General features: G+C 72.0%; 8 protein-coding genes. 6 read left to right on the top strand and 2 right to left on the bottom strand.

The genetic code is table 11. The features are described from left to right. The first annotated feature begins 91 nt into the window (after positions 1 to 91). Positions 92 to 3,271, top strand: coding sequence for a PD-(D/E)XK nuclease family protein (locus ACK5IN_RS03220; protein WP_416894779.1), 3,180 nt, complete (start codon positions 92 to 94; stop codon positions 3,269 to 3,271). After that, on the top strand, positions 3,271 to 6,486 hold the full coding sequence (locus ACK5IN_RS03215) for a UvrD-helicase domain-containing protein (protein WP_416894801.1): 3,216 nt from the start codon (positions 3,271 to 3,273) through the stop codon (positions 6,484 to 6,486). The genes ACK5IN_RS03220 and ACK5IN_RS03215 overlap by 1 nt, the downstream gene beginning before the upstream one ends. A 6-nt stretch (positions 6,487 to 6,492) precedes the next feature. Here the strand turns inward: ACK5IN_RS03215 and ACK5IN_RS03210 are convergent, their stop codons facing one another. Further along, complete coding sequence (locus ACK5IN_RS03210) at positions 6,493 to 7,743, bottom strand: phosphotransferase (protein WP_416894778.1); 1,251 nt, start codon at positions 7,741 to 7,743, stop codon at positions 6,493 to 6,495. 63 nt (positions 7,744 to 7,806) lie between these two features. On the opposite strand from ACK5IN_RS03210, the gene nudC reads away from it, so the two are divergent. Together nudC and ACK5IN_RS03200 are read left to right on the top strand one after the other, a co-directional pair. Next, positions 7,807 to 8,757, top strand: a complete 951-nt coding sequence (gene nudC, locus ACK5IN_RS03205) for an NAD(+) diphosphatase (protein WP_416894777.1) — start codon at positions 7,807 to 7,809, stop codon at positions 8,755 to 8,757. Then, the gene (locus ACK5IN_RS03200) at positions 8,754 to 10,505 is read left to right on the top strand and encodes an ATP-dependent helicase (protein WP_416894776.1); all 1,752 of its coding nucleotides are present in this window, start codon (positions 8,754 to 8,756) and stop codon (positions 10,503 to 10,505) included. Before nudC ends, ACK5IN_RS03200 begins: the two co-directional genes overlap by 4 nt. A 766-nt stretch (positions 10,506 to 11,271) precedes the next feature. Here ACK5IN_RS03200 and ACK5IN_RS03195 read toward each other — a convergent pair. Further along, positions 11,272 to 12,615 carry a zinc-dependent metalloprotease gene (locus tag ACK5IN_RS03195; RefSeq protein ID WP_416894800.1) on the bottom strand — a complete coding sequence of 448 codons (1,344 nt, stop codon included), beginning with the start codon at positions 12,613 to 12,615 and terminating at the stop codon, positions 11,272 to 11,274. Positions 12,616 to 12,775: 160 nt separating this feature from the next. Here ACK5IN_RS03195 and ACK5IN_RS03190 point away from each other — a divergent pair, with 160 nt between their 5' ends. Both ACK5IN_RS03190 and ACK5IN_RS03185 read left to right on the top strand, forming a co-directional pair. Continuing rightward, positions 12,776 to 13,915 carry a PDZ domain-containing protein gene (locus tag ACK5IN_RS03190; RefSeq protein ID WP_416894775.1) on the top strand — a complete coding sequence of 380 codons (1,140 nt, stop codon included), beginning with the start codon at positions 12,776 to 12,778 and terminating at the stop codon, positions 13,913 to 13,915. A 42-nt stretch (positions 13,916 to 13,957) separates the two neighbouring features. Then, entirely contained in the window at positions 13,958 to 16,876 is a 2,919-nt protein-coding gene (locus ACK5IN_RS03185; RefSeq protein WP_416894774.1) for a UPF0182 family protein, read from the top strand. The last annotated feature ends 651 nt before the right edge of the window (positions 16,877 to 17,527 follow it).

The following is a 17,527-nucleotide window of genomic DNA, read 5'->3' as shown; positions in this document are numbered from 1 at the left end:
CGGACGGACAGTTGAAACTCTACGACACCCGCGCGGCACCGGCACTGTCGGCGGTGTCGATTAGGTTGGCTCAGGTCCGGGGAGGAGCACGGTGACGACAGCGCACGAGCACATGGATGCTGCGCAGCACGCGGTGCTGCAGCTCGCCGCCGACGCCTCCGGGGTGGTCGTGGGGCCACCCGGTGCCGGCAAGACGACGGTGCTCGTCGAGCGGGCACGGCAGCTGGTGGCCGGCGGACTCGACCCTGACGCGCTGCTCGTGCTGACCCCGTCGCGGCCGACGGCGACCCAGCTGCGCGACCGGCTGGCGTTCGCGGTGGCCCGGGCGAGCTCCGGGCCGCTCGCGCGCTCGGTGGCCTCGTTCGCCTTTCAGCTCGTGCGTGCCGCCGCCGTGGCCGCGGGCGAGGAGCCCCCGCAGCTGCTCACCGGCGGCGACGAGGACCAGATCATCGGCGACCTGCTCGACGGCGATGCCGAGGATGAACGGCTGAGCGTCGCGGCCGGGCGCTGGCCCGACGCGCTGGGCGCTGACATCCGTTCCACCGCCGGATTCCGCGGAGAGGTGCGGGCGTTCCTGGCCGAGTGCACCACGCTCGGCATCGAACCGGATCGGCTGCGCACACTGGCCGACGCGCACGATGTGCCCGTGTGGCGGGCACTGGCGTCGTTCCAGGCCGAGTACCTGCACGTGCGTGCCGACCTGCGCGGTGCGCACCGCGACGCGGCGGGGCTCGTGCGCGAGGCGCTGGGACTCGTGCGCACGGCTGATGCCGGGCTCGGGCCGTTCGCCGGGCTGCGGGTGCTGCTGGTCGACGACGCGCAGGAGCTGACCCTCGGCGGGGTCGAGCTGCTCGAGGCGTGTGCGGAGCGCGGGGTGGCGGTGCTCGCGTTCGGCGACCCCGACCTCGGGTCGGGTGCCTTCCGCGGCGCGACGCCGGAGAACTTCGCCCGGCTCGTGCGCACCGTCGGGGCGGGCACGGTGCAGGTGCTCGACGGCGCCCACCGCGGCACACCCGCGCACACCGACCTCGTGCGCGACGTCACCCAGCGGATCGGCACCGGCGGTGTGGTGGCCCACCGGCGCCCGCCGACGGGTGCGGAGCCCGGCGGCGCCGTGCGGGCCATGATGCTGCGGTCATCGTCGGAGGAGTATGACGTCATCGCGCGCCTGCTGCGCGAACGCCACGTGCACGACGGCGTGCCATGGGCACAGTGCGCGGTCATCGCGCACGACACACGGCAGGTGACCGCGCTCGAGGCCGAGCTGGCCGCGCGCGAGGTGCCGACGCGCGCGGCGGGCCCCGGGCGTCCGCTGGGCGCGTTCGCGCCGGTGCGCGACCTGCTGCTGCTGATCGAGCTGGCCGCAGCCGACCCGCGGGACTGGACGCCGCAGCAGGCCGCCGACGCGCTGCAGGGCGCTGCGGGCGGTCTCGACCCGATCCGCCTGCGACGTCTGCGCACGGGACTGCGGCACGCGGCGCTGCGGGCGGCGCACGAGACCGGGGGTGAGGCGGGCACGGCACCCGTCGTGCCGTCGGGGCGCGAGCTTCTCGTGTCGGCGCTGGCGCACCCCGCAGAGTTCGCCGCGGTCGACACCGCCGAGGCGCGGCGTGCCGCCCGGGTCGCGCAGACCCTCGTGCGTCTGCGCGACGACCACGGGCGCGGGGCGACGATCCACGAGCTGTTGTGGCTGGTGTGGGAGCGCAGTGGCCTCGAGCGGGCGTGGGGTGAGGCCGCCGCCGGCACGGGTCCGCTCGCCGATCAGGCGAACCGCGACCTCGACGCGGTCGTCGCGCTGTTCCAGTCCGCCCAGCGGTTCGTCGAACGTCGCGGCGAGCAGCTCGACGGACGTGACGCGCTGGTGTTCGTGCGCAGCGTGCTCGACGCCGATGTGGCAGAGGACCGTCTCGGCGCGCCCGAGCACGCCGACGCGGTGCGGGTGCTCACGCCGGCGGCCGCCGTGGGCACCGAGTTCGACACGGTGGTGGTCGCCGGGGTGCAGGACGGGGTCTGGCCCAACACGCGCCTGCGCGGCAGCCTGCTCGACACGTGGCGTCTGGCCGATGCCGCCCTGCGCGCACCGGGAGACGGCGGCACACCCGTGGACCGCCGGCGTGCCGCCCTGCACGACGAGCTGCGGCTGTTCGTGCGCGCCGTCTCGCGGGCCCGTGCGCGGCTCGTGGTGACCGCCGTCGACGACGACGACACCGGGCCCAGCGTGTTGTTCGAGTTCCTGCCCGCCGCCGAGCCGCCCGGGCGCGACAGAGAGCACCCGCTGTCGCTGCGGGGTCTGGTCGCACAGTATCGGCGTGCGCTCACCGACCCCGCCGCGCGCCCGGGCGACCGCGCGCGGGCGCCCGGCCAGCTCGTGCTGCTCGCTGCCGCCGGGGTGCCCGGTGCCGCGCCCGCGCAGTGGTATGGACGGCAACCGCCCACCACCGATGCGCCGCTGCGCGACCTGCGGCGCGAAGACGTGCGCGTCTCGCCCTCGCGGCTGCAGACCCTTGAGGAGTGCGCGCTGAACTGGGTGATCGGCGACCTCGGCGGCGACGCCGGCAGCGCGGTGGCGGGCCTGGGCACCATCATCCATGCCGCACTCGAGCGCAGCGGCGGCCCCGATGGCGTGCCGCTGCGCGAAGACGAGCTGTGGCGGCTGGTCGAGGAGCGGTGGGGCGAGCTCGAGTTCGAATCGGCCTGGCGCGACCGCGCCGAACGCACGCTCGCACGCGACCTCGTGCGGCGGCTGCACGTCTATCTCACTGACTTCGCTCGGGCCGGGGGGCGGCTGGTCGGCGCCGAGCCGCACTTCGAGGTGGACGTCCCGCTCGAGGGCGAGGCGTTCGAGCACGGGGCCGTGCTCAGCGGGTACATCGACCGCGTCGAGGTGACCGCCGACGACACCGTGGTGATCGTCGACCTGAAGACCGGCAAGCGTGAACCGCAGTCCGATGCCGCGGTCGCCGACAACCCGCAGCTGGCGGCCTATCAGCTCGCGTTCTCGTCGGGCGCGGTCGAGGGAACCGAAGGCCTCCGTGCCGGCGGGGCCACGTTGCTCGTGCTGCGGCCCAGCGCGAAGCGCAAGGACTACGCGACGCCGCACCAGGAGCCCTTCGACGACGCCGCACGCGACGCGTTCCTGGCGCGCATCCGCGAGGCCGTCGACGTCATGCGCGGCACCGCGTTCACGGCGCCGTTCGAAGAGCACTGCCGCGACGACCACTCGTACGGGCTGTGCCGCGTGCACACCGTCAAGGCGGTGAGCGCGTCGTGATCACCCGCATCCCCGCTGCGGTCATCGCCGAGGCGCTCGGCCAGTTTCCCCCCACGCCCGAGCAGACCGCGGTGATCGAGGCGCCGCTGACCCCGGCGCTCGTGGTGGCCGGCGCCGGCAGTGGAAAGACCGAGACGATGGCGTCGCGCGTGGTGTGGCTCGTCGCCAACGGCCTCGTGCGCCGCGACGAGGTGCTCGGCCTCACCTTCACCCGCAAGGCCGCCGGTGAGCTGGCCGAGCGCATCCAGAGCCGACTGCAGCGCCTATCGGACATCCAGCGGCAGGGGCTGCTGCCGCTGCCGGCCGCCCCGGAGGGCGAGCCCGAGGCATCCGACATCGATCCGCTGCTGCACGACTCACTGCTGATCAGGCCCACAGTCGCGACCTACAACAGCTTCGCAGATGGGGTCGTGCGCGAGCATGCGGTGCGCATCGGCCGTGATGCCGAGGCGGCCGTGCTGCCGGAGTCGGTGGCGTGGCTGCTCATGCGCCGCGTCGTGCTCGAATCCGACGACCCGCGTCTCGAGGAGCGCCCCGAGGCGCTGCGCACCATCGTCGACGCCGCGCTGCGCATCGCCCGCGACAGCGTCGACAACATCGTCGATCTCGACCGGCTCGAGCAGTTCGCCGCCGACTTCGCCGACGTGCGCGAGCGCCCCTCGACACGCAAGGGCACCACGGTGTATGCCGATGTCGACGACGCCGTGCACAAGGTCGGCGCGCTGGCCCTGCTGGTCGATCTGGCCCGTGCGTACAACGCCGAGAAGCGGCGCCTGGGCGTCATCGACTATGCCGACCAGGTCGCGGGCGCACTGCAGATCGCGCACGGCCACGCGGCGGTGGTCGCGGAGCTGCAGCAGCGCTACCGCGTGGTGCTGCTGGACGAGTACCAGGACACCTCGGTCGTGCAGACCGATCTGCTGGCGGCGCTCTTCGGCAGTACGGGCGAGGCCGGCGGCACCGCGGTCATGGCGGTCGGTGATCCGCACCAGGCGATCTACGGATGGCGCGGGGCGAGCGCCGGCAACCTCGGCGGGTTCCGGGCTGCGTTCGCCGGCGACGGCCCGTGCGGGATGTTCGCGCTGTCGACCAGCTGGCGCAACAGCGGGCGGGTGCTGGATGCCGCCAACGCCGTGCTGGCACCGCTCGCCGCCGACGCGGCTGTGCCCGTGCAGCCGCTGAGGCCGCGGCCCGGGGCGCCCGGGGGAGAGGTGGACATCGTGTTCGAGGCAGACCTCGACGCCGAGGCCGACCGGGTCGCCGCGTGGTTCGCCGGCGTGCGCGAGACGCGCCGCGCCGAGCGGCGGTCGACGACGGGGGCGATCCTGTTCCGCAGCAAGAAGCACATGGTGCGGTTCGGTGAGGCACTCGGGCAGCGCGGCATCCCGCACCGCATCCTGGGCCTGGGCGGACTGCTGTCGACACCCGAGGTGGTCGACGTCGTCGCGGCACTGCGGGTCATCTGCGACCCGACGGCCGGATCGGCGCTCATCCGGCTGCTGTCCGGCCCGCGCTGGGCGATCGGCCTCGCCGACCTGCGGGTGCTCGCTCACCTGGCCCGCCGCATCGCCACGCACGATGCGGCCCTGCAGCCGCTACCCGCCGAGGTGGCCGAGCGTGTGCGTACGTCGGCGGGCGACGAGCAGGGCTCACTCATCGACGCCCTCGACTTTGTGCTGCGCCATCTGCCCGAGCATGGCTGGCTGGCCGGATTCACGCCCGCCGCGCGGTCACGCCTGCGCGAGGCCGCCGCCGTGTTCGACGGCCTGCGGCGGGCATCGTCGCTGCCGATCCCCGAGCTGGTGCGGCTGATCGAGCTCGAGCTGCGCCTCGACATCGAACTGGCCTCTAATGAGACCCGGGGGCCGGCCCGCACCGCATCGGCGCAGCTGCGTGCGTTCGTGGACGAGCTGCACGCGTTCCTCGCGACCGACGAGTCGGGGTCGCTGCCGAGTCTGCTGGCGTGGCTCGACCACGCCGAGCGGCTCGACGAGTTCGCCCCGCGCACCGAACCGCCCGAAGACGACGTCGTGCAACTGCTGACCATCCACGGCGCGAAGGGTCTGGAGTGGGATGCTGTGGCCGTCGTGCGGCTGGTGGCCGACGAGCTACCCACCCGTCCGAAGGACACCAAGGGGTGGCTGTCGATCGGGGTGCTGCCCTATGCCTTTCGCGGCGATGCGGCGTGGCTGCCGCACCTGCCGTGGAGCGCCCGCGACGCGCCCACCCAGCAGGACCTCATGGCCGCCCGCGCGCGCTTCATCGACGCGAACAAGGCCCGTCAGCTCGCCGAGGAGACCCGGCTCGCCTATGTCGCCGTCACCCGGGCACGCGACCACCTGCTGCTGACCGGGTCGAGCTGGTCGGGCACGAAGAAGCCGCGGGCACGGTCACCGTTCCTCGAGGCGGTCGCCGCCGCCATCGGCGTGGAGCTGCCGGGCGACGACCCGGGCGACGACCCGTACACCGGTGCGCGGCGTCTGCTGTCGTGGCCCATCGACCCGCTGGGTGCGCGCGGCGCCGTCGTCGCCCGTGCCGCCGACGCGGTGACCGCCGCCGAGCAGCAGCCCGAGCCCGAACCCGATGTCGCGCTGCTGCTGAGCGAGCGCGACGCCCGGCACGTCGCCACCGCCGCCGTGGCACCGGTGCGCATCCCCGCATCGCGGTACAAGGACTATGTCGCCGACTACGCCGGAACGGCGGCACGCATCGCCCGGCCGATGCCCGAGCGACCCTACGCGCAGACGCGGCTGGGCACCCTCTTCCACGCCTGGGTCGAGGAGCGTTCGGGGCTGAGCGGCCGCGGCGGGTCGATCGACGACGGGCTCTGGGAGAGCGACGATGAGATCGCCACCGAGGCGGCCACGCACGATGCGGCGCGCCTGGCCGAACTGAAGGCGGCGTTCGAGCGCTCGGAGTGGGCGACGCTGCGCCCCATCGCCGTCGAGACCGAGATCGATGTGACCGACACGACGCTCGACGGCACCGATCATGTCATCGTGTGCAAGCTCGACGCGGTGTACCGGCGAGGAGAGCGCATCGAGATCGTGGACTGGAAGACCGGCAGGCCGCCGCGCACCGATGCGGAGAAAGAGGAGCGGATGCTGCAGCTCGAGCTGTATCGCCGCGCGTACAGCGCCAAGCACGGCGTGCCCGCCGACCTCATCGACGTCGCGCTGTTCTACGTGGGCGACGATCTGGTGCTGCGCGGGTGAGTCGCGTCATTCCGACGCGGCCCAGCGGCGCAGTGCCTCACGCGACGCGCGCTCGGTCTCGGCTTCGGCGTCGTGGTCGTCGTCCTCGGCCACCGCCGCGTCTACCCACGAGACGAGGTCGATCGGCGCGGTCGCGGTGTCGTCGAGGGCGGCCGGCTCGGACGAGGTCTCGGGCTCAGATTCGAGCTCTGTCGTCGTGTCGAGGAACGCGGCCAGCTCTGCCGGGTCGTAGGCATCTGTCTGCATCGACGTGTCGATAGTGGCCGGTGTCTGCGGAACGCGATCGAGGGCCGCCATCGCATCGTCGAGCGGTTCGCCCGTCTCGGCGGGCACGAGCTCGTCATCGTGGACGCTGCCCGCGAGCGTGTCGAGCAGCCCGGCGGCGTCGTCCATGATGTCGGTGCGGTGCAGCTCGCTGCCGTGCACCAGCCACTGCGCGAACTCGAGCTCGGCGTACAGCCGTGCGCGCGAGCGCAGATGGGTGTCGGGGGCGCGGTGCGCGCTGTCGTGGTACGCGGTGAACACGTCGTCCGCGGCCTGGGGCGCCGACGCGAGCCAGCGCAGGTCGGTCGCCGGGTCGCCGACGGCCAGCGCGTGCCAGTCGAGCATTCCAGTCACGGCGGGTCCGGCATCCGTGTCCTGGAAGAGGAAGGATGTCGCGCCCGCACCGCCCAGGATCACGGTCGACTCGAAACGCCACAGGTCGTCCTTGGCGGCGGCGCCGCGCCAGCGGTCCAGCAGCGCGCGCGGAACCCGGCCGGTCGCCTCGGCGCGGTCGAGCAGCGTCGTCGTCTCGTGACGCACCTCTTCCGGGGTGCGCACCGGCAGCCCCTCGCTGCGCACGACCGACGCCGGCAGCGCGTGCACGGACGCGAGCGCCTGACCGACCGACACGGCGGCTCCGGGGCCACCAGGCAGGTGTGCGGCCTCGACCTGGTATCCGGGCAGCAGGTCGGTCACGAGCGCACGGCCTTCGCCGAGGGCGACATCCCCGAGCAGTTCGGGCGCGCGCACGCCCAGCAGACCGCGCACGCCCGAGGTGAGCGCGCGCAGCGCGAGGGCCTCGGCTGCCAGGTCGCGCGCCGCCTCGGCATCGACGGGAGCCCGCACCACGACCTCGCGGCGGTCGTCGAGGGTGACGACGGCCGAGTCGAAGCGCCCGGTACCCCCTGCGGTGAGCGGACCGGCCGCGACGACGCCCACCCGAGGCAGAGCGGATGTCACGGCCGCGGCTAGAGTGAGGGGTGAGCGTGCCATGGCCCCAGGGTAGGTGCGGCGCGCGGACGCGACGGGTCGCCACGCCCGCCGAGAGAGGTTTCGATGACGGCACATCCGCCTCCTGCGCAGCCCTGGTCGTGGCCCGAGGCGCTGCCCACACCGCTGTCGCGGCCGCCGGGCGCGCGCGACGCGGCCGGGCGCACCGACGCCGATCTCGCCGCGGGGCGTGCCGACCCGCGCAGCCGTGTGCTGGTGCTGCACGGCGATGCCGCGCCACTGACGTCCGATCGTCTCGCCCTGCACCTGGTGACTCCGACGGAGGTGCCCGACGGTGCGCAGTGGATGGTGCTCGGGCGCCGCGACGGCGTGGCCGTGCTCGGTGCGGCCTTCCCGGCCGACGCCGACGAGCCGGTGCCCGCCGACCGCTGGGCGCGCCTGCGCGAGGTCGGCGGCGAGCTCGACCGCGACAGCGCGGGCCTATTCGTGCAGGCGCTCGCGCTCGGCCAGTGGCTCATCGGCGCGCCGCACTGCGCCGCGTGCGGGACGCGCACGCACGTGGAGAACGGGGGCTGGTCGCGCCGCTGCCCGTGCGGACGCGAGCACTTCCCCCGCACCGACCCGGCCGTCATCGTGGCGGTCGAGAGCGCCGACGGTGAGCGCCTGCTGCTGGGTTCGAACGCAATGTGGGGGCAGGGGCGCTACTCGTGCTTCGCCGGCTTCGTCGAGGCGGGCGAGTCGCTCGAGGCGACGGTCGAACGCGAGATCGCCGAGGAGTGCGGCATCCGCGTCGCGCACGTCGCCTACCGCGGATCGCAGGCATGGCCCTACCCTCGGTCGCTCATGCTGGGATTCCGCGCCCGCGCCGCCCGTGACGACGACGCCCGGGCCGACGGCGACGAGATCGTGCAGGTGCGCTGGTTCACCCGCGATCAGATGCGAGCCGCGCTGGCCGGCGAATCCGACGCCACCATGCCGGGTGCGGCATCCATCGCCCGCTCGCTCATCGTCGACTGGCTCGAGAATCCTGCCGGCACGGGGACTGGCCGGTCGTGACCGGGGACGCCCTCGCCGGCCTCGACCATCACCAACGGGAGGCGGCCGCCATTCTGCGCGGACCCGTATGCGTGCTGGCCGGCGCGGGCACCGGAAAGACCCGCGTCATCACGCACCGCATCGCGCACGGCGTCGACACCGGCGCCTACTCGCCCGCGCGCGTGATGGCGGTCACCTTCACGTCGAAGGCGGCGGGCGAACTGCGCGGCCGACTGCGCGCCCTGGGCGTGGCCGGGGTCGCCGCGCGCACGTTCCACGCCGCCGCACTCGCCCAGCTGAACTACTTCTGGCCCACCCTCGCGGGTGACTCGGCGCCATCGCTCATCGACAACAAGGTGCGGATGCTGGCGCATGCCGCCGACGGAATGCAGCGCGACCTCGACCAGGCGACGCTGCGCGACGTCGCCTCGGCGATCGAGTGGCGCAAGGTCACGATGCGCTCCATCGACGAGTTCGCACGCGCGCGACCCGACGGGATCGGCCGTCTGTCGCTCGAGGCTGTCGTCGAGCTGCAGCAGCGGTACGAGAAGCTCAAGGACACCCGGCGCCAGCTCGACTTCGAAGACGTGCTGCTCGCGTGCGCCGGCATGCTCGAGGCCGAACCGCAGGTGGCCGGGGTCGTGCGCGAGCAGTACCGGCACTTCACCGTCGACGAGTTTCAGGACGTCTCGCCTCTGCAGCACCGCCTGCTCGAGCTGTGGCTCGGCGAGCGCGGCGACCTGTGCGTGGTCGGCGACGCCAGCCAGACGATCTACTCGTTCACCGGGGCCGACTCCCGATTCCTGCTCGAGTTCGCCGACCGGCACCCCGACGCGGCGGTGGTGCGCCTCGAACGCAATTACCGGTCGGATGCGGCGGTGCTGGATGTCGCCAACGCCCTCATGCGCGGGCGCCCCGGCGCGCTGCAGCTCGCGTCGGCGACCGATGACGCACCCGGTGCACGCCCCACCGTCACCGACTACCCGGATGACGCAGCCGAGGCCGCCGGTGTGGCCGCCGCGGTCGCGGCCCAGCTGGCCATGGGAGCCGACGCCCGCGATATCGCCGTGCTATACCGCGTGCACGCGCAGTCCGGACTGCTGCAGCAGGCGCTCGCCGAGCGGGGCGTAGCCACCACGGTGCTGGGCGGTACGCGCTTCTTCGACCTGCCGGAGGTGCGGCAGGCCGTCATGGCGCTGCGCGCCGCCTCGGTCGCACCGCTGGAGACCGGCTTCCTGGCCACCGTGCGCGACGTGCTGCGTTCGCTCGGCCACACCGACGACCCCCCGCCCGCCGGCGGTGCGCTGCGTGACGCGTGGGAATCGCGGGCGGCACTCCTGCGTCTGGCCGAGGCGGCGCCCGAGGGCACGACGCTGCGCGCGTTCACCGACACGCTGATGGCGCGCGCAAAAGACCAGCACGAACCGGAGCTGGCCACCGTCACCCTCGCCACACTGCACGCGGCGAAGGGCCTGGAGTGGCCGCACGTGCACATCGCCGGGCTCAGCGAGGGCCTGCTGCCCATCTCGTACGCCACCGGGTTCGCGCAGATCGACGAGGAGCGCCGACTCGCCTACGTCGGCATCACGCGGGCAGGGCGCACGCTGGCACTGTCGTGGTCGCGGTCGGGCGGGCGGTCGCCACGGAGCCCGTCGCGCTTCCTTGCGGAGATCGGCAGCCGCACGCTGGATGCGGTGCATGGCTCCGCCATACCCGCCGGGCCGAGTGCGCGGTCAGCGTCGCCGACCGGCCGCCCGGGCCGCGCATGAGGTGCACGGCCAGCTGAGCCGCCTCGGCGGCCAGCCGCGCATCGACCGGACGTGCGGGCAGGGCGAGCAGCTGGACGAACAGCAGCGGCCAGGCGTCATCGGCCTCGCAGCGGTGCCCGTGCACACAGGTGAGGCACGCGGTCTCGCCCGCGGTGACGAACGGACCCACCTCGGCGGTGTCGCCGGTGAACACGATCGGAACGTGCGGTGCGTCGTCGCGCAGCGCCGCGCGGCCGCGCTCGGGCGGCAGCGCGTGGTGCGCGACGAGCAGTCGGGGGATGCCGCGTTCGGTGCGCTCGGGCACGCGGTCGCCGCCGTCGACGACGTCGGTCTCGACGCCCGCGGCGGCCAGCGCGGCGCACACCGTGACCGCGGCGGCGTCACCGGCCGCGGCCTCCACGACGACGCGCCGCACCGGTTGCGGTGCCGGGGCCTGCAGCACGGGGCGCAGCTGCTGCACGAAGTGCCGCGCCTGGTGCGCGGTGCCGCCGGCCACCTCGCCGAGCAGCTCGACCGCGCTGTGCGGGATGCCGACCTGGAGGTCGTGCAGCAGACGCAGCTGCCACGGTTCCGGGTCGTCCACGACCGCGCGCGCGGTCGTGCCGAACTGCAGCACGCGGTCGCTGCGCCACAGCGGCGGATGCGTGGGATTCAGGCGAAGGACGTTCATGCCGTGAGTCTGGCCCACCCGCCGCGGCTGCGGTCCGCTGTCCACAGGCGCGGCCCGACGCCGGGGTGTGCGGGCGGGCTGTGGAGGAACAGATCGCTAGACGGGACGCGGATCCTCCGGGCCGTCCCCTTCGACCCCGCCCGACTTCTCGTCGCCTCCCGTGTCGGCCAGCAGCGACTCGAGCGCCTCGTCGAAGGCGTCCCGCGCGGGCTCCTCGCCACGCGCACGGGCCTCCAGCCGAGCCACGAGTGCCGACGGGTCGTCGATGTCGTCCGAGGTCGGCATGAGGTCGGGGTAGTCCCACAGGGCGTCGCGGGCCTCGACGCCGACCGCGTCGGTGACCGCCCGCCACATCGCGGCCGCTTCGCGCAGCCGTCGCGGGCGCAGCTCGAGCCCCACCAGGGAGCCGAGCGCCCGCTCCGCCGGGCCGCCGACCGCGCGCCGGCGGCGGGCCGCCTCGGAGAGGCGATCGACGTAGGGCAGGCGGGCCGTGGCATCCGCCGTCACCACATCCACCCAGCCCTCGATCGTCGCAAGCACGTTCTCGAGCCGTCCGAGCGCCGCCTGGCCCTCCTCCGAGCGCCGCAGCAGCTCACCGCTCATCAGCGCCTGGCGCAGCTCTTCGGGCTCGGACGGGTCGAAGCGCGTGGCGAGCTCTTCCAGGCCCTCGTCGTTCACGAGAGTGCCCCGGGCGATCTCGGACACCTGGGCGATCACGTGCAGGCGCAGCCACTTCGCGTGGCGGAACAGTCGCGCGTGCGCCAGCTCGCGGGCCGCGATGTACAGCGCCGACTGGTCGGGATCGACCTCGAGCCCCGCACCGAAGTCGGCGAAGTTCTGCGGCAGGATCGCCGCGGAACCGGCAGGCATCACCGGGATGCCCACATCGCCGCCGCTGACGACCTCGAGCGACAGCTGCCCGACGACCTGGCCGAGCTGGGCCGCGAACAGCGAGCCGCCGATGCCGCGCATGAGCCGGCCAGCGCCCTGCACCATGCCCTGCAGCTCTTCGGGAGCCTGCTCGCTCAGCGTGCGGGTGAGCGCATCGGCGATGCTCGTCGCGACGGGCTCGGCCAGCTCCTGCCACACCGGCAGGGTCGCCTCGACCCACTGGCCGCGCGTGAACGCACGCGGCGGATCGGCAAGCTCGGCGATCGTCGTGGCCGCCGACACCCACAGCGCCGCGAGCTGGAACGCCTGGTCGAGCTCGGTGCGCTGCCCGTCGGTGACGCTGCGGCCGTCCTGATTGGCGATGTGCAGCGCCTGACGCTTCGCCATGTCCCACGAGATGCCGCCCTCGCCGCCCGCGGCACCGGCGAACGCGCCCTGCAGATGCTGCATGACCGTCGACATCATCGCGGGGTCGATGGGCACGCCAGACAGCCGCGAGAGCTGGTCGGGGTCGAGGTTCGCACCCGATGCGCCGAACAGCTGCTGCATCAGCTCGCGGAACTCCTCCTCGGGGCTGCGGTCGTCATCCGTCACGTCTAGCCGCCTTTCAGCCGGGTGGGTTCTACGCTAGTCGCACGAATCCTCGCTCTCCCCGGCAGCATCCGCTCTCGCTTAAGCCGGTCGCGAACGAATACCGAAAGGCGGACCCGTGGCGCTGTTCGACGAGTCGGTGCAGGTCGTGCCTGCACCTCGCAGACGGATGTCGCGCAGCACCGCCGTCGGGATCTGGGCACTGGTGATCGCCCTGATCGTGCTGCTGGTGATGACCTTCCTGCCGACCTCGTTCGTGATCCAGCGGCCCGGGCCCGTGTACAACACGTTGGGCGCGACCACAGCTGCCGACGGGAGCGAGGTGCCGCTGATCGCGGTCGAGGGCGCGCAGACGTATCCGACCGAGGGGGCGCTCGACCTGCTCACCGTCGAGACGGTCGGCAACCGCCAACGCACCCCGTCGTGGTTCGAGCTGGTCGCCGCCTGGTTCGACCAGACCCGTGCCGTGCTGCCGCTGGATCTCGTCTTCCCCGAAGGGCTCACCACCGACGAGCGAAATGACACCAACGCCGCCCTCATGCTCGACTCGCAGAAGGAGGCGACCGCGGCGGCGCTGCTCGAACTCGGCTACGAGGTGCCGGGCTTCCTGGTGGTCTACGGCGTCATCGACGACGGCGCCTCGGCGGGGATTCTCGAGCCGGGCGACGAGATCGTCGAGGCGGGCGGCCGGCCGATCACCGACATCGCACAGCTGCGCAGCGTCATCCAGCGGCTCGACGGCGAACCCGTTCCACTCACGGTCGAGCGCGACGGCATCGAGCGCGAGGTCGAGATCACCCCGAACGAGGTGGCCGACGCGGACGGCGAGCAGAGCTGGCTGATCGGGGTGACCCTCATCACCGACTATGACTTCCCGATCGACGTGACGATCCAGCTGAACAACGTGGGCGGCTCGAGTGCCGGCATGATGTTCGCGCTCGGGATCATCGACACGCTCACCCCCGGGCAGCTCAACGGCGGCCAGAACGTCGCCGGCACCGGGACGATCACCGCCGACGGCACCGTGGGCCCGATCGGCGGCATCCGCCAGAAGATGTTCGGCGCGCTCGACGCCGGTGCGACCGCCTTCCTCGCACCGCAGAGCAACTGCGACGAGGTCGTCGGGCACGTCCCGGACGGGCTGCGGGTGTTCTCGGTCGGTGAGCTCGACGACGCCCTCGCCGTGCTCGACGCGATCGCGGACGACGGAGCACTCGACGATCTTCCCACGTGCGATTCGAACGCGATCGGGCGCTGACGCTCGGCGCACCCCCAGATTCGGCCCGCCTAGGATGGACGGGTGACCACGACCTCAGCGCCGAATCCGGCCACACCCAGGAAACCCAACCGCGCGATCGGCATCACCGTGGCGGTGCTCGCTGCGCTGGTGATCGGCTTCTTCGTCTTCGCCAACCTGTACACCGATTGGCTCTGGTTCACCCAGCTCGGATTCCAGTCTGTGCTCACGACGCAATGGATCGCCCGCGGCGTCATGTTCGCCATCGGATTCCTCGGCATGGCCGTGCCCGTCTGGGTCGCCATCCAGCTCGCCTACCGACTGCGCCCCGTCTACGCGCGACTCAGCTCGCAGCTGGACCGCTACCAGGAGGTCGTCGAGCCCCTGCGTCGCCTGGCGATGTGGGGCATCCCGGTCTTCTTCGGCTTCTTCGCCGGCTTCGCCGCATCGTCGCAGTGGGAGACCACGTGGCTGTGGTTCAACGGCGTGCAGACCTCGACCACCGATCCCGAGTTCGGCATGGACACCGGGTTCTACCTGTTCGCCATGCCGTTCTACAGCGCCCTGCTCGGCTTCGTGTCGGCGGCGCTGCTGATCTGCCTGCTGATGACCGCGATCATCGCCTACCTGTACGGCTCGGTGCGCATCGGCCAGCGTGAGCTGCGCATCTCCAAGGCCGCCCGCATCCAGCTTGCCGTCATCGCCGGGCTCTACCTGCTCGTGCAGGCCGCCAGCATCTGGCTCGACCGCTACAAGACCATGATCGCCCCCGGCGAGATGATCACCGGCCCCGGCTTCACCGGCGTCAATGCCGTCATCCCCGGGCAGATGATCCTGTCGATCGCCGCTGCGATCGTCGCCCTGCTGTTCTTCATCACCGCGTTCGTCGGTCGCTGGCGCTACCCGCTGATCGGCACGGGGCTGCTGCTCGTCTCGGCCATCGTGCTCGGTGCCGTCTACCCGTGGATCATCACCACCGTCGAGGTGCGCCCGAACCAGCTCGACGTCGAGCGCACCTACTACCAGCGCAACATCGACGCGACCAAGACCGCGTACGGCATCAACGGACTCGAGAAGACCGAGTTCACCGCCGAGACCGACGCCGAAGCCGGTCAGCTGCGGCAGGACGCCGACACGACGGCATCCATTCGCATCATGGACCCGGCCATCATCTCGCCGACCATCAAACAGCTCGAGCAGTACCGCTCGTACTACCAGTTCCAGGACCCGCTCGACGTCGACCGCTACGAGATCGACGGCGAGATGCAGGACACCGTGATCTCGGTGCGCGAGCTGAACCTGCGGGAGCTGGGCACCTCGGCCACGTGGCAGAACACGACCGTCGTCTACACGCACGGGTACGGCGTGGTCGCCGCCAAGGGCAACGCGCGCACCGCCGACGGCGAGCCTGTGTTCATCGAGCGCGGCATCCCGGTCGACGGCGTGCTGACCGAGGGGGGCTTCGAGCCGCGCATCTACTTCGGCGAGAACTCGCCCGAGTACTCCATCGTCGGGGCGCCCGAGGGGACCGAGCCGGTCGAGCTCGACTACCCGCGCGGCACCGACGGGGCGAGTGAGACGAAGTACACCTTCACCGGTGACGGCGGCCCGCACATCGGCACCTTCTTCAACCAGCTGATCTACTCGCTCAAGTTCCAGTCCACCGACATCCTGTTCTCGGACTACGTCAACTCGGAGTCGCAGGTGCTGTACGACCGCGACCCGTTGACCCGTGTGCAGCAGGCGGCCCCGTACCTCGAGCTCGACAGCGACCCGTACCCGAGCGTGGTCGACGGACGCATCGTGTGGATCGTCGACGGGTACACCGTGGCCGCGAGCTACCCGTACTCGACAACAGTGAGCCTCGAGGGCGCGATCACCGACTCGAACAACACGCAGCCGCGCTTCGCGATCGACGACATCAACTACATCCGCAACTCGGTCAAGGCCACCGTCGACGCCTACTCGGGCGAAGTGACGCTCTACGCGTGGGACACCGAGGACCCGGTGCTGCAGACGTGGCAGAACGTCTACCCGAACACGACCAAGCCCATCGCCGAGATGTCGGGCGACTTGATGAGCCATGTGCGCTACCCGACCGACCTGTTCAAGGTGCAGCGGGCCATGCTCGGCAAGTACCACGTCGACGACGCGGCCTCGTTCTACCAAAGCGACAACCGGTGGGCCACGCCCAACGACCCGCAGGACAATGCGCGCTTCCAGCCGCCGTACTACCTGACGATGAAGATGCCAGGGCAGAGCGACCCGACGTTCTCGATGTTCACGACGTTCATCCCGCAGGCCACCGGCGAAGGTGCCCGCAACGTGCTCATGGGCTATCTCGCCGTCGACGCGGACGCCGGTACCGAAGCGGGCGTGAAGAAGGACGACTACGGCAAGCTCCGGATGCTGGTCATCGACGCCGATACGACCGTTCCCGGTCCGGGCCAGGTGCAGAACACGTTCGACGCGAACCCCGAGGTGTCGAGCTTCAGCAACCTGCTGAACCAGAACCAGTCGCGGGTCATCAACGGCAACCTGCTGACCCTGCCCGTCGGCGGGGGCCTGCTGTACGTGCAGCCCGTCTACGTGCAGTCGTCGGGGGAGACCCAGCTGCCGATCCTGCAGAAGATCCTCGTGTCGTTCGGCAACCGGGTCGCGTTCGAAGACACCCTGAACGAGGGGCTCGACACGCTGTTCGGCGGCGACTCGGGTGCCGACAGCGGCGACGCCGAAGTGGATCCGGTGCCCACGCCCACGCCTTCGCCGACGCCGACTCCGGAGCAGCCGGACGAGCCGGACGAGCCGGATCAGCCGAGCACCGGAACGGAGTACGAGCAGGCGCTGCAGGCGGCCCAGCAGGCGATGCTCGACCGCCAGGCGGCGCTCGAGGCAGGAGACTGGGCGGCCTACGGCGAGGCCGACAAGCGCCTCACGGACGCGGTCACGAAGCTGCTCGAGCTCGACGGCGCTCTAGGTTAGCGAGGGACACCGGGCCGGTGTCGGCCCGGTGTCGCCGGCGCGCGTGCGAGACGCGCTCGCGCCCCGCGCATGCGACTCCCTCGCTCACTTGTCACGTTCTGCGGGTGCACCCCGCAGAACGTGACAAGTGAACGCTCTCACGTCTGGTGCCCGCACCTTCATCTGTCACGTTTCGCGGGTGCGGGTCGCAGAACGCGGCAAGCGAGTGAGGGTGCGTGTGGTGCACGCGGGTTCAGCGGTCGCGGGTGGTGGGTGCGGGGCCGAGCGCCGCGTCGACTGCGCCAGCCCCACCCCACCCCATCGGTGCATCGAGGCTCAGGGCTGGGTTCTGCTCTGGCAGGCGATCGCGATCGTCCGATGGACGGCCCTGATGACCGCGATCGCCACCGGCGTCCTCGCGCTCCTGCTCGGCCGACCCGCGCCGGGGGGAACGTGACAGCCCCTGACCGGAGATCTCCGGTCAGGGGCTGTTCGTGGTTGCGGGGGCAGGATGTGAACCTACGACCTCTGGGTTTTCGTCGGATGCTCTGGGAAAATCCAGGTCCGAGCAAGGAAAAGACAGGTCAGAGGGATCTCCTGGGCGCCCTGCGTTGCCCGGTATTGGGGTTGGATTTCACGGCATTTCCAGGAATCGAAGCGTAGTTTTGAGCG

Source organism: Microbacterium sp. (genome assembly GCF_047971895.1).
Lineage (GTDB): Bacteria > Actinomycetota > Actinomycetes > Actinomycetales > Microbacteriaceae > Microbacterium.
This window is presented reverse-complemented; position numbering and strand designations above follow the sequence as displayed.

Bases quoted from the DNA above. Each gene is read 5' to 3' on its own strand.
- ACK5IN_RS03210 (WP_416894778.1), bottom strand. From the start codon at position 7,743: ATGGCACGCTCACCCCTCACTCTAGCCGCGGCCGTGACATCCGCTCTG.
- nudC (WP_416894777.1), top strand. From the start codon at position 7,807: ATGACGGCACATCCGCCTCCTGCGCAGCCCTGGTCGTGGCCCGAGGCG.
- ACK5IN_RS03195 (WP_416894800.1), bottom strand. From the start codon at position 12,615: ATGCAGCAGCTGTTCGGCGCATCGGGTGCGAACCTCGACCCCGACCAG.